At 72.2% G+C, this 23,461-nt stretch carries 24 protein-coding genes and 1 pseudogene; 11 read left to right on the forward strand and 14 right to left on the reverse strand.

Annotation, left to right across the window (positions count from 1 at the left end; genetic code table 11):
* Positions 1-239: 239 nt before the first annotated feature.
* Both ACQP0N_RS11920 and ACQP0N_RS11925 read right to left on the reverse strand, forming a co-directional pair.
* Positions 240-1,643 carry an ATP-binding protein gene (locus ACQP0N_RS11920; RefSeq protein WP_433119972.1) on the reverse strand — a complete coding sequence of 468 codons (1,404 nt, stop codon included), beginning with the start codon at positions 1,641-1,643 and terminating at the stop codon, positions 240-242.
* A gap of 29 nt (positions 1,644-1,672) precedes the next feature.
* Positions 1,673-2,362: a response regulator transcription factor gene (locus ACQP0N_RS11925; protein ID WP_074318485.1), complete on the reverse strand. Its 690-nt coding sequence runs from the start codon at positions 2,360-2,362 to the stop codon at positions 1,673-1,675.
* 73 nt (positions 2,363-2,435) lie between these two features.
* On the opposite strand from ACQP0N_RS11925, the gene ACQP0N_RS11930 reads away from it, so the two are divergent.
* Positions 2,436-3,404, forward strand: a complete 969-nt coding sequence (locus ACQP0N_RS11930; RefSeq protein WP_433119974.1) for an ADP-ribosylglycohydrolase family protein — start codon at positions 2,436-2,438, stop codon at positions 3,402-3,404.
* Positions 3,405-3,743: 339 nt separating this feature from the next.
* Here ACQP0N_RS11930 and ACQP0N_RS11935 read toward each other — a convergent pair whose 3' ends face one another.
* Complete coding sequence (locus ACQP0N_RS11935; RefSeq protein WP_433119976.1) at positions 3,744-4,628, reverse strand: DUF1775 domain-containing protein; 885 nt, start codon at positions 4,626-4,628, stop codon at positions 3,744-3,746.
* A 206-nt stretch (positions 4,629-4,834) separates the two neighbouring features.
* On the opposite strand from ACQP0N_RS11935, the gene thrS reads away from it, so the two are divergent.
* Complete coding sequence (gene thrS / locus ACQP0N_RS11940) at positions 4,835-6,844, forward strand: threonine--tRNA ligase (protein WP_433119978.1); 2,010 nt, start codon at positions 4,835-4,837, stop codon at positions 6,842-6,844.
* A gap of 131 nt (positions 6,845-6,975) precedes the next feature.
* Here the strand turns inward: thrS and ACQP0N_RS11945 are convergent, their stop codons facing one another.
* Entirely contained in the window at positions 6,976-7,704 is a 729-nt protein-coding gene (locus tag ACQP0N_RS11945; protein WP_433119980.1) for a D-Ala-D-Ala carboxypeptidase family metallohydrolase, read from the reverse strand.
* Positions 7,705-7,880: 176 nt separating this feature from the next.
* On the opposite strand from ACQP0N_RS11945, the gene ACQP0N_RS11950 reads away from it, so the two are divergent.
* Positions 7,881-8,393: an HIT family protein gene (locus ACQP0N_RS11950; protein ID WP_433121580.1), complete on the forward strand. Its 513-nt coding sequence runs from the start codon at positions 7,881-7,883 to the stop codon at positions 8,391-8,393.
* Between the two features lie 34 nt (positions 8,394-8,427).
* On the opposite strand, the gene ACQP0N_RS11955 is transcribed toward ACQP0N_RS11950, so the two are convergent.
* Positions 8,428-8,922 (reverse strand): hypothetical protein, encoded by a 495-nt coding sequence (locus tag ACQP0N_RS11955; protein ID WP_433119982.1) that lies wholly within the window; start codon positions 8,920-8,922, stop codon positions 8,428-8,430.
* An 85-nt stretch (positions 8,923-9,007) separates the two neighbouring features.
* Here ACQP0N_RS11955 and ACQP0N_RS11960 point away from each other — a divergent pair, with 85 nt between their 5' ends.
* Entirely contained in the window at positions 9,008-10,066 is a 1,059-nt protein-coding gene (locus ACQP0N_RS11960) for an aldo/keto reductase (protein ID WP_433119984.1), read from the forward strand.
* Positions 10,067-10,509: 443 nt separating this feature from the next.
* Here the strand turns inward: ACQP0N_RS11960 and ACQP0N_RS11965 are convergent.
* Positions 10,510-12,665: pseudogene (locus ACQP0N_RS11965) on the reverse strand (elongation factor G-like protein EF-G2).
* Between the two features lie 251 nt (positions 12,666-12,916).
* Between ACQP0N_RS11965 and pgsA the strand changes: the two are divergent.
* The 7 genes from pgsA (at position 12,917) to ACQP0N_RS12000 (ending at position 18,941) form a co-directional block, all read left to right on the forward strand.
* A complete protein-coding gene (gene pgsA / locus ACQP0N_RS11970) occupies positions 12,917-13,546 on the forward strand; it encodes a phosphatidylinositol phosphate synthase (protein ID WP_355053455.1) in 630 nt (209 codons plus the stop codon).
* Between the two features lie 22 nt (positions 13,547-13,568).
* A complete protein-coding gene (locus ACQP0N_RS11975; protein ID WP_433119987.1) occupies positions 13,569-14,498 on the forward strand; it encodes a phosphatidylinositol mannoside acyltransferase in 930 nt (309 codons plus the stop codon).
* 16 nt (positions 14,499-14,514) lie between these two features.
* Positions 14,515-15,675, forward strand: coding sequence for a glycosyltransferase family 4 protein (locus tag ACQP0N_RS11980; RefSeq protein ID WP_355053457.1), 1,161 nt, complete (start codon positions 14,515-14,517; stop codon positions 15,673-15,675).
* Positions 15,676-15,758: 83 nt separating this feature from the next.
* On the forward strand, positions 15,759-16,262 hold the full coding sequence (locus tag ACQP0N_RS11985) for a hypothetical protein (RefSeq protein ID WP_355053458.1): 504 nt from the start codon (positions 15,759-15,761) through the stop codon (positions 16,260-16,262).
* A gap of 212 nt (positions 16,263-16,474) precedes the next feature.
* A complete protein-coding gene (pdxS, locus tag ACQP0N_RS11990; RefSeq protein WP_433121582.1) occupies positions 16,475-17,323 on the forward strand; it encodes a pyridoxal 5'-phosphate synthase lyase subunit PdxS in 849 nt (282 codons plus the stop codon).
* A 2-nt stretch (positions 17,324-17,325) separates the two neighbouring features.
* On the forward strand, positions 17,326-17,928 hold the full coding sequence (pdxT, locus tag ACQP0N_RS11995; RefSeq protein WP_433119990.1) for a pyridoxal 5'-phosphate synthase glutaminase subunit PdxT: 603 nt from the start codon (positions 17,326-17,328) through the stop codon (positions 17,926-17,928).
* A 260-nt stretch (positions 17,929-18,188) separates the two neighbouring features.
* Entirely contained in the window at positions 18,189-18,941 is a 753-nt protein-coding gene (locus tag ACQP0N_RS12000; protein ID WP_355053461.1) for a YebC/PmpR family DNA-binding transcriptional regulator, read from the forward strand.
* A gap of 106 nt (positions 18,942-19,047) precedes the next feature.
* Here the strand turns inward: ACQP0N_RS12000 and ACQP0N_RS12005 are convergent, their stop codons facing one another.
* The 8 genes from ACQP0N_RS12005 to ACQP0N_RS12040 form a co-directional block, all read right to left on the reverse strand.
* A complete protein-coding gene (locus tag ACQP0N_RS12005) occupies positions 19,048-19,521 on the reverse strand; it encodes a hypothetical protein (protein WP_433119992.1) in 474 nt (157 codons plus the stop codon).
* Positions 19,522-19,549: 28 nt separating this feature from the next.
* Positions 19,550-20,041 (reverse strand): hypothetical protein, encoded by a 492-nt coding sequence (locus ACQP0N_RS12010; RefSeq protein WP_433119994.1) that lies wholly within the window; start codon positions 20,039-20,041, stop codon positions 19,550-19,552.
* Positions 20,034-20,528 carry a hypothetical protein gene (locus ACQP0N_RS12015; RefSeq protein ID WP_433119996.1) on the reverse strand — a complete coding sequence of 165 codons (495 nt, stop codon included), beginning with the start codon at positions 20,526-20,528 and terminating at the stop codon, positions 20,034-20,036. The genes ACQP0N_RS12010 and ACQP0N_RS12015 overlap by 8 nt, the downstream gene beginning before the upstream one ends.
* A 4-nt stretch (positions 20,529-20,532) precedes the next feature.
* On the reverse strand, positions 20,533-20,862 hold the full coding sequence (locus ACQP0N_RS12020) for a WXG100 family type VII secretion target (protein WP_433119998.1): 330 nt from the start codon (positions 20,860-20,862) through the stop codon (positions 20,533-20,535).
* 3 nt (positions 20,863-20,865) lie between these two features.
* Positions 20,866-21,267: a hypothetical protein gene (locus ACQP0N_RS12025; RefSeq protein ID WP_433120000.1), complete on the reverse strand. Its 402-nt coding sequence runs from the start codon at positions 21,265-21,267 to the stop codon at positions 20,866-20,868.
* Between the two features lie 180 nt (positions 21,268-21,447).
* On the reverse strand, positions 21,448-22,395 hold the full coding sequence (locus ACQP0N_RS12030; RefSeq protein WP_433120002.1) for a permease prefix domain 1-containing protein: 948 nt from the start codon (positions 22,393-22,395) through the stop codon (positions 21,448-21,450).
* On the reverse strand, positions 22,392-22,733 hold the full coding sequence (locus ACQP0N_RS12035; RefSeq protein WP_110564981.1) for a PadR family transcriptional regulator: 342 nt from the start codon (positions 22,731-22,733) through the stop codon (positions 22,392-22,394). The genes ACQP0N_RS12030 and ACQP0N_RS12035 overlap by 4 nt, the downstream gene beginning before the upstream one ends.
* Positions 22,734-22,863: 130 nt before the next feature.
* On the reverse strand, positions 22,864-23,448 hold the full coding sequence (locus ACQP0N_RS12040; protein WP_433120004.1) for a hypothetical protein: 585 nt from the start codon (positions 23,446-23,448) through the stop codon (positions 22,864-22,866).
* Positions 23,449-23,461: the final 13 nt, after the last annotated feature.

The raw sequence follows: 23,461 nt of genomic DNA on the forward strand, positions 1-23,461 counted from the left end.
CGGTGGGTGCGCGGTGCGCTGGCCGGTGGAACTGGTGGGTTCGTGCACTGATCCTGTCAGCCCGCAAGCGTCTGACCGCGCTCGTTAACCTTGATCTAAGGAAGACTTGTGCCACCGCACAGCCCCGGCCCGCCCGGCCGATCGGAGCGCGCCCGTCAACCGATCGGCCGGGCGGGCCTCGGCCGTCGGTCGACAGTGCTCAGTCGTCGGTCGGGCGGTCTCCGCCCGCCGGTGGACGCTCAGTCGTCGGTGGGGCGCTGGCGGGGCCAGCGACGACCGCTGGTCTTCTGATCCCGGGCGTCGCGGGCCATCCGACCCACCAGGCCGAACCGGTTGACCTGCCGAGGCGTGGCGTCCGGGTCGGCGAGCAGCATCACCACGCTGGCGCCGCCCAGCCGGGCCCGGTCGATGCTGACCGAGCCGTTCGCCTGCAACGCCACCCGCTTGGCGATGTCCAGGCCGAGCCCGGTCGAGCCCTGGTCGCTGGCGCCCCGCCGCAGCGCCCGATCAGGGTTGGCGATACCCGGGCCGGCGTCGTCGATCCGGATCGCCACGTACCCGTCGCGGCGGGACACGGCCACCTCGAACGCCGTACCCTGCGGCGTGTAGCGGAAGACGTTGCCGATCACCGCGTCCAACGCGGCGGCCAGCTCGGCCCGCGGCACGGGCGCGGGGATGCGCAGCTGGGCGCCGGTGACCCGGTGCGGCCGGTTCTGGTCACCGGCCAGCGCCGCCCAGAACACCATCCGGTCCCGGACCACCTCGCTGACGTCGCACATGGCCGGGCCGGCCTCGTGCGCCACCGCCTTGCGGGTGGTCTTGATCAGCACGTCGATCTCGCCCTCCAGGGTGACGATCGCCTGCCGGATGCGCCGGATACCCCGCAGCCGGTCCAGCTCCGCCGGGCTGAACGAGCCCACGCTCGTGTCGTCGGACTCCAGCGCCTCCGCGTCGAGCCGGAGCACGGTCAACGGCGTGCGCAGCCGGTGCGACAGGTCGGCCACCAACTCGCGCTCGTCCGTGCGGGCCGCGTCCAGCCGCTCGGCCATCCGGTTGAAGGCGTATCCGGCCTCCGCCAGCTCGCGGGGGCCGGTCGGATCCACGCGGACGCTCAGGTCGCCGTCACCGACGGCCAGCGTGGCCTTGACCAGTCCCTGGGTGGCATCCACCGCCCGGGCGGCCACCCGGTCGACCACCAACACCGCCGCGCCGACCATCGCCGCGCCCACCGCGAACAGCAGCAACCAGGTGCCACCGGCGCCCTCGCCCAACGTCGAGTCCGGTACGAACACCTCGACCACGGCCGTCCGGTCGCCGAGAACCACCGGGTCGAGCCGGACCACCCCGCCGTCGACGTCGGTGACCAGCGAGCGGCGGTCGGCGCGGGCCCGGTCCAGGTCGGCGCCACCGGCGCGGCCCGCGGACTCGTCCAGCCCCAACCCGTACACCACCGGCCGCACCGCACTGTCGTCGCCGCTGGCCACGACGGCCCGTTCGACCACCGCGCGATCCGTGCTCACCGCCAACGCGCCGGTGACCAGCGCGCTGCGTCGGGCCGCGTCGGCGATCGCCTCGTCCTGCGTCTGCCCCCGCAGGCTCAACCCGAGCGGGATCAGGAACGCGAGCGCGACGAGGCTGCACATGCCGGCCGTGAGCAGGGCCAGCGCGGTCCTCAGTCCGGTGCCACCAGCCGGAACCCGACCCCCCGCACGGTGCGCAGGTAGCGCGGCTTCGCCGCGGACTCGCCCATCTTTCGGCGAAGCCAGTACAGGTGTACGTCGATGGTCTGATCCTCGCCGACCGATGGCTGCCGCCATACCTCCTCCAAGAGTTCCCGGCGGGACACTACCCGCCCGGGTCGCGCGGCGAGATACGCCAGCAGGTCGAATTCCTTACGGGTCAGCGCCAGTGGCTCCCCGTCGAGATGGGCGCTGCGCTCACCGACGTCAACCCGCAGCCCGCCGACGGTGTGCACCGCCGGCTGCACCGTCCGGCTGGCCCGTCCGGCGCGCCGCAGGACCGTGGTGATGCGGGCGTCCAGGTGCGCGCCCGTGAACGGCTTGACCATGTAGTCGTCGGCCCCGGCGCGCAGCAGCTTGACCACCGACTGCTCGTCGTCGCGGGCGGTGGCGATGATGATCGGGATGTCGGTGATGCCGCGCAGCATCCGCAGCGCGTCCGAGCCATCCAGATCGGGCAGGCCCAGGTCCAACACCACCAGGTCGGGCGTCTCCGCGGCGACCCGTCGCAGCGCGTCCAGGGCGGTGCCCACGGCGTGCACGGCGTGCCCACGGTCAGCGAGGGACCGCAGCATCGCGCCGCGTACGACGTGATCGTCTTCGACCAGGAGCACGGAGGCCACGACAAGACGGTACTTGGCCTGGCAAGTTGATCGCGTTGCGACGTACCCGGGAAGCGGGCAAGCTGGTACGACGATGTCCTTCACCCTGTTCGCCGACGCCCGGCTGGCGCTCGCCCGGGACAGTCTCGCCGGCCTGTCCACCGGTGACGCGCTCGGCGAGCGGTACGCCCCGCCGGCCACGGCCGTCGTTCCCGGCGACGACGTGCCCGAGGCGTGGGCCGGCCCGTCGGGCCTGGCCGCTCCCGGCGCGGGCAGCCTGCCACCGGCACCGTGGTCCTGGACCGACGACACCGAGATGGCCTGCTCGGTCGTCGCCGAACTGGCCGCGGCGGGCACCATCGACCGGGACCGGCTGGCGCTGGCGTTCGCCGAGCGCTGCGACGCGCGACGCGGCTACGGCGCGGGCGCGATGCTGATCCTGCGGTTGATCCGCAGCGGCACCCCGTGGCCGGTGGCCGCCGCGTCCGCCTTCGACGGGCAGGGCTCCTGCGGAAACGGGGCAGCCATGCGGGTGGGTCCGCTGGGCGCGTACTTCGCCGACTCCACGGCCCGCGCGGCCGCGCAGGCCCGCGCCTCGGCCGAGGTGACCCACGCGCACCCCGAGGGGATCGCCGGCGCGGTCGCCGTGGCGGTGGCCGCCGCCCTCGCCGCCCGGGCCCGCCTCGACGGCCACCGACCGGCCCCGGCCCGGCTCCTCGCCGGGGTCGCCGCCGTGGTCGACGCGGGCACCGAGGTGCACCGTGGCGTACACGCCGCCGTCGGACTGCTCGGCCGCCCGCTGTCCCGCGTGGTGGCCGCGCTCGGCAACGGCGCCCGGGTGACCGCCCAGGACACCGTCGCGTTCACGCTCTGGGTGGCCGCCACCCACCTCGACGACTACCCGGCGGCCATCCGGACCTGCGTACGCGCCGGCGGCGACGTGGACACCACGGCCGCCATCGCGGGGGCGGTGGTGGCGGCGTACACCGGGGTCGGTACCCCGGGCGGCGTCCCCGACGCGTGGCTCGCCGCCCGCGAGCCGCTACCCGCCTGGCTGCCCTGACGGCCCTGGTCCCGCCGGCCGGGCAGGCCGCGCCGTGCCGGCCGCGCCGTGCCGTGCCGGGCAGGCCGCGCCGTGCCGGGCAGGCCGCGCCGGCCGCGCCGCGCCGGCCGTGCCGCGCCAGGTCGTGCCGGCCAGGTCGTGCCGGCCAGGTCGTGCCGGCCAGGTCGTGCCGGGCTTGATCGACTCGGGCTCCCGGAAATCGGGCTGTCCGCGCGGCTCGGATGCCGTGGTTTGCAGGAAGCCGAGTGGATCAGCGGGAGGCGGACACCGGCTCGGCCGGGGTGGCGGCCTCGGCCGGCGTCGCCCGCTCGCCCGCGCGGCTGGTCGTCCCGGTCGGCTTCACCGGCTCGTTCGCGCGGTCGGTGATCTCGGCGAGGAAGGTGGCTCGTCCGCGCGGCCGGTGACCTCGGCGAGGGAAGGTGGCTCGTCGGCGCTGCCGGTCACCTCGGCGAGCGCCTCGGCCTGGTCCGGGTCGCGTCGACGCCAGCGACTGACCACCCAGCCGATCGCCGCGCCGCCGCCCAACCCGGCCAGCAGTCCGGCGGCCAGCATCCCGTCGGCGTTGCCGGATTCCTCGTCGCCCTCCCGGCCGACCGGTGCGGGATTCACACCACTGTCCCCGGCGGCGGGTCCGCCGGCCGCGGGCGCGCCGTGGCCGCCGTGCGCGGCCGGTCCGGCGGCGCCCGGGACCGCCGGCAGCAGCGTCAGCACCGGCGCACGGTGCGCCCCGGCGGCGTCGGCCCACTTGACCACGGTGCCGTCGGCGTACGTCTGGACGACCTCGAACGTGAGCCGCTCGGCCTGCGGCAACGGGCCCATGGACAGGGCCAGCTTGGCCGGGCCGGTCGCACCCTCACCGACGCGGACCCACGTCACCGCCGTGGTCACGGTGCTCACTCCGGAGGAGTGGATGCCGGCCACCGGCTTGTCCAGGGTCTTGGAGTCGATCCGGGGCGCCCAGCCGTCGACCGACATCGGGTAGACCTCGGCCACCGGCGCGTCGGCCGGCAACCGGATCTCGACCTGCTTGGTCGTCGTGCCGGCGCGCTCCTCGGGCACGCTGAACTCCAGCCGTACGGCGTCGCCCTGCCGTGCCTCCGTCGGGGTGGTCGTCACGTCCGCGGCCTGCGCCGCCGCAGCGGGCCAGAGCAGCAGCCCGGCCGCGGTCAGCGCGGTCACCGCCGCGATCCGCCCCGGGCGGCCACCGCCGTGCGTGCTCGCCATCTCGTGCCCCCATCCGTCTCGGCGCGACCGGCACCGGTTTCCGGCCACACCACCTAGTTCGGATTCGAGGCGCGAAAGGTTCAACGCCGACCGTTAGGAAGGGCACCTTGCTCTACCGGAGGCGTTACTAAAGTGCCCTTCCTTACCCGATAGCATCGGCAGGAGCCGACTGCCGGCACCGTTTCGTACTGCTTGGAGGAGTCACCGTGTCCGCACCCCGTACCCCCGCCGTGGCCGACCCCGTCGTCGTCGCCGCCGGGACGACGGCGGCCGACGCGGTGGCCGCGGCCGGACTGCCCGCGAACGGCCCCAAGGCGATCGTCGTGGTCCGCGATCCGCAGGGCCAGCTCCGCGACCTGGACTGGGCGCCGGCCGAGGACACGACCGTCGAGCCGGTCAGCCTGGACTCGCCGGACGGGCTCAACGTGCTGCGGCACTCCACCGCGCACGTGCTCGCCCAGGCCGTGCAGGACGTCTTCCCCGAGGCCAAGCTGGGCATCGGGCCGCCGATCGAGAACGGCTTCTACTACGACTTCGACGTCGACAAGCCGTTCCAGCCCGATGACCTCAGCAAGCTCGAGAAGCGCATGCAGGAGATCATCAAGTCCGGGCAGCGGTTCCGTCGCCGCCGCTTCGGCAGCCTCGACGAGGCGCGCGCCGAACTGGCCGACGAGCCGTTCAAGCTGGAGTTGATCGAGGTCAAGGGCGAGGGCCTGGACACCGACGAGGTGATGGAGGTGGGCGGCGGCGAGCTGACCATCTACGACAACCTCGACGCCAAGGAGGACAAGGTCTGCTGGTCGGACCTGTGTCGGGGCCCGCACCTGCCGACCACCCGCCTGATCGGCGCGTTCAAGCTGATGCGCTCGGCCGCCGCGTACTGGCGCGGGTCGGAGAAGAACCCCCAGCTCCAGCGGGTGTACGGCACCGCGTGGCCGACCCGCGACGAGCTGAAGGCGTACCTGAAGCTGTTGGAGGAGGCCGCCCGGCGCGACCACCGCAAGCTCGGCGCGGACCTGGACCTGTTCAGCTTCCCCGACGAGATCGGCTCGGGCCTGGCGGTCTTCCACCCCAAGGGCGGCATCATCCGTCGGGAGATGGAGCAGTACTCGCGGCGGCGGCACGAGGAGGCGGGGTACGAGTTCGTCAACACCCCGCACATCACCAAGGCGCAGCTGTTCCACACCTCCGGTCACCTGCCGTACTACGCGGACACCATGTTCCCGCCCATGCAGTTGGAGGGCGCGGACTACTACCTCAAGGCGATGAACTGCCCGATGCACAACCTGATCTTCAGGTCGCGCGGGCGGTCGTACCGGGAGCTGCCGCTGCGGATGTTCGAGTTCGGCACGGTCTACCGGTACGAGAAGTCCGGCGTCGTGCACGGCCTCACCCGGGTCCGTGGTCTGACCCAGGACGACTCGCACATCTACTGCACCCGTGAGCAGATGGCCGGCGAGCTGACCACGCTGCTGAGCTTCGTGCTCGACCTGCTGCGCGACTACGGCCTGGACGACTTCTACCTGGAGCTGTCGACCCGGGACGACTCGCCCAAGTTCATCGGCGCCGACGAGGACTGGGCGGAGGCCACCGAGGCGCTGCGGACCGCCGCCGAGACCTCCGGCCTCGACCTGGTGCCCGACCCGGGTGGCGCGGCGTTCTACGGGCCGAAGATCTCGGTGCAGGCGCGGGACGCGATCGGCCGGACGTGGCAGTTGTCCACCCTTCAGGTCGACTTCAACCAGCCGGAGCGCTTCGGGTTGGAGTACCAGGCCGCCGACGGCAGCCGGCAGCGGCCGGTGATGATCCACCGGGCGCTGTTCGGGTCGATCGAGCGGTTCTTCGGGGTGCTCACCGAGCACTACGCGGGCGCGTTCCCGGCCTGGCTGGCCCCGGTTCAGGTGGTTGGCATCCCGATCCGTGAGGACCACACCGACTACCTGCACGGCTTCGTCGCGGCGCTGCGGGCCGAGGGGATCCGGGCCCAGGTGGACGCGGGCGACGACCGGATGCAGAAGAAGATCCGTACGGCGCAGCAGCAGAAGATCCCGTTCATGGTGATCGCCGGTGACGACGACGTGGCCGCCGGCACGGTCTCCTTCCGCTACCGCGACGGCTCGCAGCGCAACGGCGTGCCGACCGCCGAGGCGGTGAACCACATCCTGGACGTGGTCACCTCCCGTACCAACATCGGCCCTTCCGCCGCTGCGCAGTAGCGCCCGCTTGTCGCGCGCTGCGCGTCATGATCGTGCTCGATCCAGGATGTAGTGGCCTCCCGCTCCAGGGAGGCCACTACTTCCATGTTCGAGCGCGATCATCGCCCCGGGCGGCGGCCCGAGCGATCGGGTCAGATGCCGCAGTTCGGCGCTGACCAACCGCCGACCGCCGCCACGTGGGTGTGGTCGTTGTGGTCCGGGTAGCCGGGGCCGAGGATCTGGCCGAAGCCGTGGTAGCGGGCCTGCTGGGCAAGCCGGCAGAACGACGGTGAGCCGACCAGGTCGACCGCGTCGCCGTACAGGTGCCGGCTGTTCGACGCCCCGCCGACCGCGCTGTTGCAGGCGTAGCTGCGGAAGCTGCTGCTGATCGCGATGGGTACGTCGCCGAGGGCGTGCCGCAGCGCCTGGAGCTTCCACATGGAGACGAGCGCGTTGGCGCGGGCGGTGCTCGCCGAGACGGCCCCGCCGGACCAGGTGCTGTTGCAGTTGTTCAGCTCGGCATAGCTGAAGTTGACGGGTGTGCAGTCGTCGTCCTGGAGCGCGTAGAGCCGGTTGAAGGTGTTCGGGCCGGCGATCCCGTCCGCGCCCAGCCCGTACGCCTGCTGGAAGCGGATCACCGCCGACCGGGTGGCCGGGCCGAACGCGCCGTCGATGGTGAGCACGGCGGCGTAACCGGGGTAGCCGGCGACGCGGATCTGCAGTTGCCGGACGTCCTCGCCGGACATCCCCTGGGACAGCGTGCGACCCCAGGTGTAGCAGCCGTCGGCGTGCGCGGCGCTGGAGGTGAGGGTGACCCCGGTCACCGTGGTGACGGCGGCCAGCGCGAGCGCCGCGAGGATCCTGCCGAGCTGACGGATCATGAAGCTCTCCATCCATCGATCTAATGAAATGAATGAATGGAAGTTTCACGGCTGAGTCTCGACTCCGTCAAGAAGTTGCAGCAGCGAGTTTCCGGTCACGGGTGTCGCGGCCCGCCGGCCCGGCTCCGTAGGATCGGCTCGTGACAGGGGCGGAACGACACACGGACAGCGGCGGCATGGCGGACGGCCTGGAACGGCTCTGGACGCCGCACCGGATGACCTACATCTCGGGTGAGGACCGCCCCGCCGAGGGCTACGAGAAGCCGACCGGCTGCCCGTTCTGTCTCGCCCCCGGGCTGCCCGCCGAGGAGAGCCTCGTGGTGGCCCGCGGCGAGCGCGTCTTCGTCGTGCTCAACCTCTACCCGTACAACCCGGGGCACCTGCTGGTCTGCCCGTACCGGCACGTCGCCGACTACACCGACCTCGACGAGGCGGAGACCGTCGAGCTTGCGTCCTACACGCAGACCGCCATGCGGGTGATCCGCAAGGTGAGCAACGCGCACGGCTTCAACCTGGGCATGAACCAGGGCGGCGTCGCCGGCGCCGGCATCGCCGCCCACCTGCACCAGCACGTGGTGCCGCGCTGGGGCGGCGACGCGAACTTCATGCCGGTGATCGGCCGCACCAAGGTGCTGCCGCAGCTGCTGCACGACACCCGCGACCTGTTCGCCCGCGCCTGGCCGTCCTGACCGTGCCGCCCGCGCGGCGTCCGCGCCGGTCCGGCTAGTCGGCGCGCAGCAGCGGCACCAGCTCCGGCCAGCTCTCCACCCGGTGTACGAGCGGCAGCAGCGCGGCGTACGCGGCGACCTGCGCCGGGCGGGGTCGGAACAGGAACCGGTGCGGCACCGAGTCGAGGTAGCCCAGCACCTCCAGCTTGTCGTCCACGAAGTGGGTCAAGCCGAGCCGCCGGGCGATCGGCGCCTTGTCCGGACGGGTCCGGCAGAAGTGCATCCGCTCGACCGGGATCCCGGTGTGGGCCGTGAAGTCGTGGTGCGCCAACCACTGGAGGGTCCGCCGCTCGATGGACTCGCCGCACTTGGAGACCAGGTGCACCTCGTCGAACGCCGGCCCGAGCGCCGCGAGCGCGTCGAACGCGCCGTCGACCATGGGCGTACGGAGGTAGTGCGCGCCGAAGAAGGAGGTGTCGGCGTCGTCGTCGGCCGGCTCGATGAGCACCCCGCCGATGTCCACGCCCAGCCGCCGCATGGCGACGATCATGCCGTACACCCTCGCCACGCGGGTACCGCGTTTCCGCGTCGGTGGTTGCTACGCCCCGGCCCGGTAGAGGTGGCACGATCGGCCGATGGCAGTCACGACACGGATGTTGGGGCGCAGCGGCATCGAGGTCAGCGCCCTCGGCATGGGGTGCTGGGCGATCGCCGGCCCCTGGGCGGAGGGCAGTCAGCCGCTGGGTTGGGGCGCGGTCGACGACGACGAGTCGGTGCGGGCCGTACGCCGCGCGCTCGAGCTGGGCGTGACCCTCTTCGACACCGCCGACACGTACGGCGCGGGGCACGGCGAGCGGTTGCTGGGCCGGGCGCTCGCCGGCCACCGGGACGACGCCGTGATCGCCACCAAGTGGGGCTACACGTTCGACGAGGCGACCCGGCAGGCCACCGGGGAGGACGCGTCACCGGCGTACCTGCGGCGGGCCGTCACCGCCTCGCTGCGCCGGTTGGGCACCGACCGGATCGACCTCTACCAGCTCCACCTGGCCGACCTGCCCGTGCACCGGGCGGAGGCCCTCTTCGCCGTCTGCGAGGACCTCGTCGCCGAGGGCCTGATCCGGGCGTACGGGTGGAGCACCGACCGCGCCGACCGGGCCGCCGCGCTCGGGCCGGCCGCCCCGGGCGCCGCCGCCGTGCAGCACGCCCTGTCGGTGCTGCGCGACGCCCCCGAGGTGCTCGCCGTCTGCGACAAGTACGACCTGGCCAGCATCGACCAGGGACCCCTCGGGATGGGACTGCTCACCGGCAAGTACACGGCCGCGTCCACGCTGCCCCGCGACGACGTACGCGGGTTGACGCCGGGCTGGCTGGAGTGGTTCCGCGGTGGCCGGCCGGCGCCGGAGTGGCTGCGCCGGGTCGGCGCGGTCCGTGCCGCGCTGACCGCCGACGGTCGTACCCTCGCCCAGGGCGCGCTGGGCTGGATCTGGGCCCGCAGCGGGCGGGCCATCCCGATCCCGGGTTGCCGTACGGTCGCCCAGGTCGAGGAGAACGCGGCGGCACTGCACCGCGGCCCGCTACCGGCGCAGCAGTTCGTCGAAGTGGAACGCCAACTAGCCGCCCTACGCACGGCGGCCCTCCGCGACGCCGACCGCCCCCACTGGCCCCGCCCCACCCACCCCCAAACCCACCCGTAACCGCAATTCGCCGCGCCCAGAGCGCACGCCTGTCCAGCCTTCGCGGCGTGCCCCCACGTGCCGTCGCCTGCGGCGTCGTGACGGCCCGCGCCAGCCTGGCCCTGTGCCGGTCTGGTCTTGTGCCGGTCTGGTCTTGTGCTGGCCTGGTCTTGTGTCGGCCCGGCCCTGTGCTGGTGTCGTCCTGTCGAGCTGCCCCAGATATGGAACAACCGAACAGCTCTCTCGTCCCGCCGCGGTCCACCCGCCATGTGCGCGCGGAAGCGCTCTTATTCGGTCGTCCTCCTCCTCTGCGGTGCCCCGAAAATGGGGCAGCTCGACAGGACGCGCACACCTAAGGTGCCCCTTCGCCCGCGCGCGACGGCTCGCCCGCCGCCGGCAGCCGGTCAGGGACGGAGCGCGGGCGACGGGGCCAGCCGGATATGCGGGGTCAGCGAGAACGGGGGTTAGGGGGTTTGTTCTTTGCGGGTCTGGTCGGCCAGGTGGGTGGGCATGGGGTCGTGGCGGACGAAGTGGCGGCGGAAGGTGCCGGTGCCAGCGGTCATCGAGCGCAGCTCCACGGCGTAGCGCAGCAGTTCCAGGGCCGGCACCTCGGCGCGGACCAGGGTGCGGCCGTCGGCGTCCGGGTCCGGCTCGGTGCCGAGCACCCGGCCGCGCCGGCCGGACAGGTCGCCCAGTACGGCGCCCACCGAGCCGTCCGGCACCCGGATGGTCACCTCGTCGATGGGCTCCAGGAGGGCCGGCTGGCCGTGCTCGGCCGCGTCACGCAGCGCCAGCGCTCCGGCGGTCTGGAAGGCCGCGTCGGAGGAGTCGACGCTGTGCGCCTTGCCGTCGACCAGGGTGACCCGCAGGTCGACCACCGGGTGGCCGGCGACCAGTCCGCGTTCCAGCTGGGCGCGGACGCCCTTCTCCACCGAGGGGATGTAGTTGTGCGGGACGGCGCCGCCGACGACCCGGTCGACGAACTCGAAGCCGGCGCCCCGGGGGAGTGGCTCGACCTCGATGTCGCAGACCGCGTACTGGCCGTGGCCGCCGGACTGCTTGACGTGCCGGCCGTGCCCCCGCGCGGGGGCGGTCAGCGTCTCGCGCAGCGACACCCGCACCGGTTCGGTGTCCAGCTCGACGCCCCCGGAGCGCAGCCGGTCCAGCAGGACGTCCGCGTGCGCCTCACCCATGCACCAGAGCACCAGTTGGTGGGTCTCCGGGTTGCGGTCCAGCCGCAGCGTGGGGTCGCCGGCGACCAGCCGGGCGAGGTTGCGGGCGAGGGCGTCCTCGTCGGCGCGGCTGCGGGCGACGATCGCCACCGGCAGCAGCGGCTCCGGCATCTCCCACGGCGCGATCAGCAGCGGGTCGTCCTTGGCCGACACCGTGTCGCCGGTCTCCGCGCTGGGCGACTTGGTGATCGCGCAGATGTCGCCGGCCACGCAGTGCGGCACCTCGCGCAGGGTGGCGCCCAGCGGCGTGTAGAGGTGCCCGACCCGCTCGTCGGCGTCGTGGTCGGGATGCCCGCGCTCGGCCATGCCGTGCCCGCAGACGTGCACCGTGTCGTCGGGACGCAGCGTGCCGGAGAAGACCCGGACCAGCGAGACGCGGCCGACGTGCCGGTCGACGGTGGTCTTGACGACCTCGGCCACGAGCGGGCCGTTCGGATCGCAGGTCAGCGGCGGGCGGGGCGAGCCGTCCACCCCGGTGACCGCCGGCAGCTCGTGCTCCAGCGGTGACGGGAACGCCGCGGTCAGCAACTCCAGCAGCGCGTCCAGGCCGACGCCGGTCTCGGCGCAGACCGGCACCGCCGGGTAGAAGTGGCCCCGGGCGACGGCCTTCTCCAGGTCGTCGACGAGCACCTCGGTGCTGATCTCCTCGCCGTCGAGGTAGCGGTCCATGAGGGTCTCGTCCTCGCTCTCGGCGATGATCCCCTCGATCAGCTCGTCGCGGGACTCGTCGATGGCCCGCTGGTGCTCCGGGTCCGGGTCGCGGACGTCGGCGGGCAGCCCGGCGGTGTAGTCGAAGACCCGGCGGGTGATCAACCCGAGCAGGCCCTCGGTGGAGATGCCGTCGTCGCCGAGCATCGGCAGGTAGAGGGGCATCACGTTGTCGCCGAAGACCCGCTGGCAGAGCGCGACCGTCTCGTCGAAGTCGGCGCGCGGCGCGTCCAGGCGGGTCACCGCGACGGCACGCGGCATGTCGACCGACGCGCACTCCTCCCACAGGGCGACGGTGGCCGCGTCCATGCCGCCCGCGGCGGAGACCACGAACAGCGCGGCGTCGGCGGCCCGCAGACCGGCACGCAGCTCGCCCACGAAGTCGGCGTACCCGGGCGTGTCCAGCAGGTTGACCTTGATGCCGTCGTGCAGCAGGGGCGCGCACGACAGGCTCACCGAGCGCTGCTGGCGTACGGCCGCGGGGTCGTGGTCGCCCACGGTCGTGCCGTCGACGACGTTGCCGGCCCGGCCGATCGTGCCGGTCGCGGCGAGCAGGGCCTCGACGAGCGTGGTCTTGCCCGCCCCGGAGTGCCCGACGAGCGCCACGTTGCGAACCCGCGCGGGTTCGGTCACCACCGGCGTGCCGCCGGCGGCCCCCTGTCCTGATGTTTCTGCGCCATGGGGCGCACCTCCCTCAGCCGGTGGTGGGTGGCGACCGCCGCGCGAGGTGGAAGCGGCCCGGGGCGAGTGCGCGGCGATATCCTCCGGTGGTCTGCTGCCCGGTGAGAAATCAACGGGCGGACGGGTGAGCTGGCTCACCTCCCGGCTCGATCTCACACCCGTTGCCGGACACGCACAAGCCTGCCCCGGGCGGGTCGTCGGGACCGGCGTTATGGCCGGAGCTGCGCGGACCGTTATCGTGGGGACCGCCATGGCGAAGATCTTCCAAGTGTCGGCCCGCGCGGGGATGACCCGCGTCGTCGAGCCGATTGCCCGCGCCCTGCTGCGCGCGGGCGTCACCCCCAATGTCGTCACCGTCGCGGGCACCGTTGGTGTGCTCGTCGGCGCGCTCGGCTTCGGTGCCCGCGGCCATCTGGTCGCGGGCGCGTTGATCGTGACTCTGTTCGCGTTGACCGACCTGCTCGACGGGACGATGGCCCGGATGAGCGGCGGCTCCACCCGGTTCGGCGCGTTCCTCGACTCAAGCATGGACCGGGTCGCCGACAGCGCCGTCTTCGGCGCGGTCGCGTACTGGCTGGCCACCCGGGGCGACCACTCGGGCGTCGCGGCCGCGCTGCTCTGCCTGGCCGCCGGCGGGCTCGTCTCGTACGTGAAGGCGCGTGCCGAGGGGCTGGGCATGACCTGCAACGTGGGCATCGCCGAGCGCACCGAGCGACTCCTGATCGTCGGTGTCGGCGGGATCCTCACCGGCGTGGGCGTGAAGCCCGCGTTGGAGATCGCGCTCTGGCTGCTGGCCGCCATCTCGATCTTCACGGTGGGGCAGCGCATGGCGCACGTCTACCGCCAGGCCCAGCAGCTCCAGCCGGACGGCCAGGCGTGAGCGCGACCGGCGGCCGGGCCGCGTGAACCTCACCGAGCTGGGCTACGTCGCGGGCTGGCGGCTGGTCCGCGCGCTGCCCCGGCCGCTGGTGGCGGCGGCGTTCGCGAAGGGCGCGGACCGCGCGCACCGCCAGGGCGGCGGGAGTACGACTCGACTGCGCGCCAACCTGCGCCGAGTCATCGGCCCGGAGGTGCCCGAGGCCGAGCTGGACGACCTCGTGCGGCGTGGCCTGCGCTCGTACGCCCGGTACTGGATGGAGGCGTTCCGCCTGCCGTCGTTGAGCCGGGCGCAGATCCTGTCCGGGTTCCGGCTCGACGGCGCGGAACTGCTGGCCGCCGACGTGGCCGCCGGCCGGGGCGCGGTGGTGGCGCTGCCGCACGCCGGCAACTGGGACGCGGCGGGCGCCTGGGTGGCGGCCACCGGCTGGCCCATCACCACCGTCATGGAGCGACTCAAGCCGGAGGGGCTCTACAAGCGTTTCGTGGCGTTCCGCGGGAAGCTGGGGATGGAGATCCTGCCCACCCACGGCGGCCCGCGTCCGGCGTTCGACGTGCTGCTGGACCGCCTGCGCTCGGGCGCGATCGTGCCGCTGCTCGCCGACCGGGACCTGTCGGCCCGTGGCGTCGAGGTGGACTTCTTCGGCGCGAAGACGCGCATGCCCGCCGGCCCCGCGCTGCTCGCGATACACACCGGTGCGCCGCTCTACGTGGCCTCGATGTGGTACGAGAAGGACCGGGCGTGCGCGTCGCTCGCCGGCCCGTTGCCGGTGCCCGGCCCGGAGGCGGGGCCGCTGGACGCGCGGGTCCGGTCGCTGACCCAGATGATCGCCGACCGTCTGGCGGCGGGTATCGCCCGGCATCCGCAAGACTGGCACATGTTGCAGCGGATGTGGCTGGACCAGCGCGGCGCGGGGGGCACGGAACTGCCGGCGTCGACCTCGGGTCGGTCCTGAAGGGGGTGGCTGACGCATGCGGATCGGTATCGTCTGCCCGTACTCCTTCGACGTGCCCGGCGGCGTGCAGAACCACGTCGTCGACCTCGCCGAGACGCTGATCACCCTCGGGCACGAGGTCAGCGTGCTCGCGCCGGCCGACGAGGACGCCGACCTGCCCGAGTACGTGGTGTCCGCCGGTCGGGCGGTGCCGCTGCCGTACAACGGATCGGTGGCCCGCATCGCGTTCGGCCCGGTCTCCACGGCCCGGGTCCGGCGTTGGCTCACCAACGGTGACTTCGACGTGCTGCACGTGCACGAGCCGCTGACGTTGAGCCTGTCGCTGCTGGCGGTGCTGTCGGCGCGCGGGCCGGTGGTGGCCACCTTCCACACGGCGATGACCCGCTCGCGGGTGCTGGCGGCCGCCCAGGGCGTGCTGCAGATCGTGTTGGAGCGGATCACCGCCCGGATCGCGGTGAGCGCGCTGGCCCGAAAGGTGCAGGTCGAGCACATGGACGGCGGCGCGGTGGAGATCCCCAACGGGGTGGCGGTGGCGAAGTTCGCCGACGCCGAGCCGCTGCCGGAGTGGCCGGGGGAGTGCGGGCCGGGCACCGGCGGCACGCTGGGTTTCCTGGGGCGGTTCACGGAGGCGCGCAAGGGCTTCCCGGTGCTGCGGGACGCCTTCGTGGCGTTGGCGGCGACCCGTCCGGGCCTGCGGCTGCTGGTCGCCGGCCCGGGTGACCCGGACGACCTCTACGACCAGTTCCCCGCCGAGCTGCGGGAGCGGGTGACGTTCCTCGGTCTGGTCTCCGAGCCGGACAAGGCGCGGATGCTGCGCAGCGTGCACCTGTACGTGGCGCCGAACACCGGCGGCGAGTCGTTCGGGATGATCCTCACCGAGGCGTTGGCCGCCGGCACCACGGTCGTGGCGAGCGACCTGGACGCGTTCCGCCGGGTGCTCGACGGTGGGCGGGCGGGACGGTTGTTCCCGACCGGCGACGCGGTGGGGCTGCGCGACGCCCTGTCCGAGTTGCTCGACGATCCGGGAGCACGGGCCGCGCTGACGGCCTGCGGTGATCAGGTGGTGGCGAATTTCGACTGGCCCATGGTTGCCCGCCGTGTTCTGGAGGTATACGCAGCGGCGATCGAGGCGACCGACGGACGGGTCATCGACCAGGAATGGGTGGGGCTGGGCTGAGCCGGAGTGACCGATGGTGCGCCTGGTGACGCCGGTGACGAGCGGCGACGTGCGCGATGGAGGAGAAACGGAGCAGCACTACGATGCCGCACATGTGGTGGGTGGTGGCCGCGAGCGTGCTCGTGGGGGTGCTTGCGGCGTACCTCATCTGGACCGCCGGCCGGGTCGAGCGGCTGCAGTCCCGCGCGGAGCTCGCGGCGCGGGCCCTCGACGCCCACCTGTTGCGCCGGGCCGCGGCCGCCGCGGTGCTGGCGGAGCGGCGGTTCGGCGTCGAGCTGTACGCGGCGGCCCGGATCGCGCTCGACGCCGCGCCGGACGAGCGGGAGGCGGCGGAGAACGACCTGACCCGGCAGCTCCGCACGGTGCGGTTGGACCCGGCCGACGCGGACTGCACGGCGGTCATCGCGGCGAGCCGCCGGCTCGCGTTGTCCCGGCAGGTGCACACCGACCTGGTCCGGGACGCCCGGTCGGCGCGTAGTCGTCCGCTGGTGCGGTTGTTGCGGATGGGGCGGGGTCGCCAGTGGCCGCGCTACTTCGACATCGACGACCCGACCCTCGTCGTGCCGGCGGACGTACCGGCGGGCTGACCAGGTCGAAAGCGGTGCCGGCGGACCGTGAGCGGGGCCACAGAGCAGGCCACCGGGGGCCTGATTGGCTGTCGAAGCGGCGTTGCGCCGTGCGTAGCATTTTCGCTGCCACCGCCCGCCGCACGTTCTAGGAGCGCCGATCCGTGTCCGACACCACCGCATCGACCACCGGTACCGCCCCCGTCGTAGGCACGGCCCGCGTGAAGCGGGGCATGGCCGAGATGCTCAAGGGCGGCGTGATCATGGACGTCGTCAACGCCGAGCAGGCCAAGATCGCCGAGGACGCCGGCGCGGTCGCGGTGATGGCGTTGGAGCGGGTGCCCGCCGACATCCGCGCGCAGGGCGGGGTGTCCCGGATGAGCGACCCCGACATGATCGACGGCATCATCTCGGCGGTCTCGATCCCGGTGATGGCCAAGGCCCGCATCGGGCACTTCGTCGAGGCGCAGATCCTCCAGTCGCTGGGCGTGGACTACGTCGACGAGTCCGAGGTGCTGACCCCGGCCGACTACGCGAACCACATCGACAAGTGGGCGTTCACGGTGCCCTTCGTCTGCGGCGCGACCAACCTGGGCGAGGCGCTGCGCCGGATCACCGAGGGCGCGGCCATGATCCGCTCCAAGGGCGAGGCGGGCACCGGTGACGTCTCGAACGCCACCACCCACATGCGCAGGATCCGCCAGGAGATCCGCCGGCTGTCGTCGCTGCCGGCCGACGAGCTGTACGTGGCGGCCAAGGAGTTGCAGGCGCCGTACGAGCTGGTCAAGGAGGTCGCCGAGAGCAGCAAGCTGCCGGTCGTGCTGTTCACCGCCGGTGGGATCGCCACGCCGGCCGACGCCGCGATGATGATGCAGCTCGGCGCGGAGGGCGTCTTCGTCGGCTCCGGCATCTTCAAGGCCGGCAACCCGGCGCAGCGGGCCGCCGCGATCGTCAAGGCCACCACCTTCCACGACGATCCGGACGTGCTGGCGAAGGTCTCCCGTGGTCTGGGTGAGGCGATGGTCGGCATCAACGTCGACGAGATTCCCCAGCCGCACCGCCTGGCCGAGCGCGGCTGGTGAGGATGCACCCACCCACCATCGGCGTTCTCGCGCTGCAGGGTGACGTCCGCGAGCACGTCGCGGCGCTGACCGCGGCGGGTGCGGACGCCCGTCCGGTCCGCCGTCCGGGCGAGCTGGACGCGGTCGACGGTCTGGTGATCCCCGGCGGCGAGTCCACCACCATCAGCAAGCTCGTCGACATCTTCGAGATGCGCGAGCCGATCGACAAGCGGATCGCCGACGGCATGCCCGTCTACGGCTCCTGCGCGGGCATGATCATGTTGGCCGCCGAGGTGCTGGACGGCCGCGCCGACCAGCGCGGTTTCACCGGCATCGACATGACGGTACGGCGCAACGCGTTCGGGCGGCAGGTCGACTCGTTCGAGGCGCCCGTGGAGATCACCGGCGTGGCGGGCGACCCGTTCCACGCCGTGTTCATCCGCGCGCCGTGGGTCGAGCGGGTCGGCCCGGCCGTCGAGGTGATCGGCACGGTGACCGGCGGCCCGGCCGCCGAGCGGATCGTGGCCGTCCGGCAGGGCAACCTGCTGGCCACCTCCTTCCACCCCGAGCTGACGGGCGATCTGCGCCTGCACGCGTACTTCGTCGAGCTGGCGCGCACCGCCTGAGCGGCCGACGCCCTCCCGCGGCGGGCATGGATCGGGCCCCGGGCCGTTGGTCTGAGCGGGCCGCGACGCCGCGCCGCTGCCCCGGGCGGGTCCCGGGTGTGACATGGCGGGGTGTGACCTCGGTAAGATTGCCGCGGTTCGGCAGGGCCGTCGCCCGGCGCGGCACTTCCCGCGGGGCCGACCGGCCGCCGATCGCCGGATGCGGCGCGGAATCGGTGCGGCAGTCGACGCAGGCGTGCAATGACAGACGGAGGTAGAAGATGTCCGGCCACTCAAAGTGGGCGACCACCAAGCACAAGAAGGCCGTCATCGACGCCAAGCGCGGCAAGATGTTCGCCAAGCTGATCAAGAACGTCGAGGTGGCCGCCCGGACCGGCGGCGGCGACCCGGCCGGTAACCCGACGCTGTTCGACGCCATCCAGAAGGCGAAGAAGAGCTCGGTTCCCAACGACAACATCGACCGCGCCGTCAAGCGCGGCTCCGGTCTGGAGGCCGGCGGCGCCGACTGGCAGACCATCATGTACGAGGGGTACGGCCCGAACGGTGTGGCCATGCTCATCGAGTGCCTCACCGACAACCGCAACCGGGCGGCCACCGAGGTGCGCACCGCGCTGACCCGCAACGGCGGCTCGCTCGCCGACGCCGGCTCGGTGTCGTACATGTTCTCCCGCAAGGGCGTGGTGATCGTGCCCAAGGAGGGCACCAGCGAGGACGATGTCATGATGGCCGTCCTCGACGCCGGCGCCGAGGAGGTCAACGACCTCGGTGAGGCGTTCGAGGTCGTCTCCGAGCCGACCGACCTGATCCCGGTGCGGACGGCGTTGCAGGACGCCGGCATCGAGTACGAGTCGGCCGAGTCCTCCCTGATCCCCAGCATGAACGTCCCGCTGGACGAAGAGGGCGCCCGCAAGATCTTCAAGCTGATCGACGTCCTGGAGGACTGCGACGACGTGCAGAACGTCTACGCCAACTTCGACGTCTCCGACGACGTGATGGCCGCCGTCGACGCCTGAGGTCCGGCCCTTGATCGACTCGACTTCATGAAAAGCGGGGTGTCCGCCGCGTGCGGACACCCCGCTTTCCGTGAAACGGAGTCGATCACCTGTGGTGGGCCCTGCGTCAGGCCGTCGGGCCGACCAGGGTCGGGAACGGGAAGTCGAAATCGAAGCGCTCGTTGGTACGGGAGTCCCGGTAGACCCACTGGCGCGGCCCGACCTGCTCCGCCGTCGACCCACGCGTATAGCCGACCAGCGAGCCGAAGACGACGGCCACGCCGCCGAAGTTGTTGCCGAACCACAGCTCCAACCGCTGCCGGCCGGATCCCACGTCGCGATGCTGGACGTCCTGCACTACCATGCCGCCCGGACCGACACCGTCGTACGCCTCGTGGAACCGCTGGTAGGGCGGGAGGTTCCCGCTCAGGCGCTCGAACTCGACGTCGGCGAACACGAACGCGGCGAACTCGCGGATGCTGCCCGGTGACTTCCGGGGGAACTCGGTGACCAGGACGAACGTCCGGCGCTCCGCATCGAACCGGTAGCTGAAGACGAGCGCCTCCATGATGTGGTCGAGCGCCTCGCGTGGGTCGTGCATGGGCTCCAAGGGTGGCCTCCCTCGTGGATCATGGATAAGGGCCTTCGTACACGATATGGGTCTTCTCGGCGAACAGTGGATCATTCCTGTCCACCACGTTGCCGTCCTGGTCGAGAAAGAGGTGCTCCGCCGGGGTGTCTCCGGACTGCGACGACTGCCAGCGCAGATAGCCGTTGGCCTGGCGGCTCCAGTCGCCGGCGCTCGCGTTCTCCCCGGTTGGGCGCATGAACCGCAGCCGGTCGACGCCGTTCTCGTCGGTCCAGACGAAACCCTCGTTGTTGCGGGTCGGGGTCTCGGTCCAGTGGCGAGGTCGCTGCCGGCGTAGTGACGAGATGGACACCCCACGCAGCGATCGGACCGGAAAGGGTGTGGCGCCCGGGTAGCGCAGCCGGTTGCCCGGCAGGTTGAGGTTCCGGAGATCCTGGCCGGGGCGCAGCAGATCCCCGAGAGGACCGAAGACGCCGCGCGCGAAGCCACCGCGCCCCTGTCGTCTCAGCCGGCGCAGCTTGCCTTTAGCCATTGAGCAGGGCTCCGACGGCGAGGTCCAGCAACTGGTCGATGATCAGCGAGGTGATCATCTTGAAGATCGGGATCTCGAGGAGAGAGGCCCCGAACGTGGCGACCGCGGTGGCGATCGCCTGTGCGATCTGCACCGCCAGGATCACCAACTGCACGATGACACTGATCTTGAGGGTCAGGACCACGCCGGCGGCGACGAAGAGCCCCACCGCGACCCCCTGCGCGGCCGTGACGCCGTTGCCCAGATTGGTGACCGGCGCCTCCGCACCACTCCACCTCGTCTGGAATGCGCTCACGGCCTGACCACTGTTGCTCGTCCAGACCGCCTGGCCGGTGCGTTGCGCCTCGTCGCCGACCGCCTGCACCGTCGCGGCGAGGCCCAGCCAGTGCTGACCCAGCTCGAACAGTTTCTCCTCGTCGGCCTCCGGCCAGCTGTATCCCAGCAGACCGAGCAGGGACGCCAGCTCTCCGGGCAGTTGCAGGCCCAACGTCTCACCCCTCGCCCAGGAGCTGACCGATCCGGCGCAGCCCGGCGTCGATCTCCTGATCGACCTCCTCGAAGGTGTCGGCCATGGTGTGCAGGCCCTGGGCGAACTGCCCGAGCACCTCACCGTTGCCCTCGAAACAGCTCATCGCCAGATCGTGGATACCCGTGTACAACTCGCCGATCAGGGTGCCGATGTCGTCGGACCCCCACGGCTCGCCGAGGGACTGCACGGTGCTCTCGAACTCGCTGAGCGCGTCGGCCAGCCGGTCCACCACCTGGTCGAGCGACTCGGCGCTGCCCCGTAACGACTCGGGATCGACCTCGAAGCCGGCCACCGCCTAGCCCCGCTCCCGCATACGTGCGAGGGTCTCGTCGATCGACCGGGTGTAGCGGGCCAGCTGCCGCGCGCTCTGCTCCTGCAACCGCTCCAACTCCTCGGACAGGGCGACCGGGTCCGTGATCGGTGGCGACTCCACTGTCGATCTCGCCTCTACCTCGGCCAGCGCCGCATTGGCAGCCGCGCGCAAACCCTCCGCGAGATCCTCGGCGGGGAGCCGCAGCGCGCGAGGGCTGATGCTCACCTCGGCCAACCGTCGACCCTCGGTGCGCACCTGCACCAGCCCCTCGCAGGCGGTGCCGGTGCCGTCGGCGGCGGGTGCGTCATGGTCGTCCTCGTCCGACCGCACCGACTGCAACGCCTGCCGTGCCTGCGCCAGAACGGCCTCGAATCCGTCCATCATCGGACCACCCTTCGACCGGTATCCATGGATGGTAGGACAGGCCGTCGCCTAGCGTGGTCCCGCCGAAGCTCTCTGTCCGGCCTCGGACTCGTCCTGGCCGATGCCGTACGGGCAGGTGGGCTCGCGCAGAACTGCGGCCCGGCGCGGATGTCCGCGCCGGGCCGCCGTCCCGGGTGCCGCTCAGGTGGTCTGGCGGCGGGTCTTCAGGGCGGTGTCGATCAGTTCCCACACCGCGATCCCGGCGGTGCTCAGCGCGATGATGATCGCGAGGATCTCGCGATTGTCCGCGACCGCCAGCCAGTCGAGCCGCTCGCCGAGGGCCGGGTTGAGCAGTCGGTCGGAGAGCGCCAGCCAGACCACCGGCACCGTGAACGCCAGGTTGAGCAGCGCCTTGGTCGCGAACAGCCGCCAGCTCCAGCGCCCGATCCGGTACTTGACGATCTCGAACACCACGTCGAGGGCCAGTACGCCGATCAGCGCCGGCAGCCAGAACGACCAGAGAGCCGGGTCGAGGAGCGGGATGTTGTCACCGTCGGTGTCGCGTACCCAGGACTGGAAGTGCTGCAAGGGCAGGTAGCCGATGAACACCACCAGCATCGTCACCGTCGCGATGGTGTCGACGAGCGAGATGTCCCGGTGCGCGGGGACGTCGGGCAGTTCGTCGACGGTCCATTCGGGCAGGTCGACGGGCGACTGGGACCGCTCGATGAGGACGAAGACCAGGGTGAGCCAGAAGCAGATGTGCACTGCCACGTGCAGGGCGACGACGAGGCCCGGGCCGATGGCGCCGAAGCCCTTGCCCTCGACGGCCGCGACGACCGCGACGACCGCGCCGGCGAGCGCCGGGATGAAGCTGAGCAGCAGCTTCAGCAGCCGCAGCCAGATCAGGTAGTAGGTCGGGCCGAGGAGCTGGAGCCGGCGGTCGGCGTAACGGGCGGCCAACCGGTCGGGGTTGCCCAGTTCGGTGAGCACCTCCCGCTCGGCGACTGTCGCGTCCGCGCCGCCCCCCGTCCGGTCCTCGATCATGTCCTCGATGGAGGCGCGCAACTCGCTGGCGATCTCCTCGCGGCGCGGGGCGGGCACCGAGCGCAGGGTGGCGGCGAGGTAGCGATCGGTCAGGGTGTTCATCGGTCGACTCCTTGGATCAGGCCGGTGATGGAGGTCTGCACGGCGGCGAGGTCGTCCAGGAGCCGGCTCAGCATCGACTCGCCCTCGTCGCTGGTCCGGTAGAACTTGCGCGGCCGGCTCTCCTCGGTGTTCCACTCGCTGGTCAGCAGGCCCTGGTCCTCCAGGCGGCGCAGCAGCGGGTAGAGCGTGTTGGCGTCCACCGGGAAGCCGTGGTCGGTGAGCCGTTGCAGCAGTGCGTAGCCGTAGTCCGGTCGCCGGAGCGCGACCAGGCTGGCCACCACGACGGTGCCTCGACGCAACTCCTGCAGATGCGTCCGTAGAACGTCCTCGCTAACCATGTGTCACACCATACTGTGTGCCACACAGTGTTGTCCACTGCGACATCATCGTGTTTGCCAACCCCAGCTCGGGGCGCTGTGACGTGCGGGGCGCCCGGTCGACACCGGACGCCCCGCCACCTGGTCACACTCAGCAGGACACGCCCTGGCGGAAGTTCCGCTCGACGAAGTTGGCCGGGCCGACCTGGAAGTAGCCCACGCCCGGCCGGATCGGGTGCCCGGTGAACAGCTCCACCCGCGACCCGACGCGAACCAGGTACGCCTCGGCGTCCCCCGCGTCGTTACGGATCAGCGACCCGCGCGGGCCGTAGATCGCCTCCAACTCCGCGAAGGACATGCCGACCCGGGCCCCGGCCGGCGACTGCGGCGGCGCGGTGGCCGTACCGACCTCCACCAGTTGTCCGTCGCGGAAAGCCAGCAGAAGGACACCGGCCCAGGAGCCGGTCGCACCGGCGTGGATCACCGTGCCGCAGCCCGGCGCGGTCCAGTCGATGCGGCCGGCCGCGGTGAGCGCCGCCAGGCTGGCACCGATCCGGTACGCGCCGGCGCCGCCGACGCTGAGTACCTGCGGGTGGGTGTGCCCGGCGGCGAGCGGGCTGTACGCCGAGGCGCCGCCGGCCGGGAGCGCTGCCGCCGCCGGGCCGGCGACGGTCATCGGGACGAGCGTGCCGAGCGCGAGCGCGGCAGTGGTGAGAAGGATCGACGGACGGTTCATGGTGGGCTCCTTC

The organism is Micromonospora sp. CA-246542 (assembly GCF_050942905.1).
In the GTDB taxonomy this organism is placed as follows: Bacteria; Actinomycetota; Actinomycetes; order Mycobacteriales; family Micromonosporaceae; genus Micromonospora.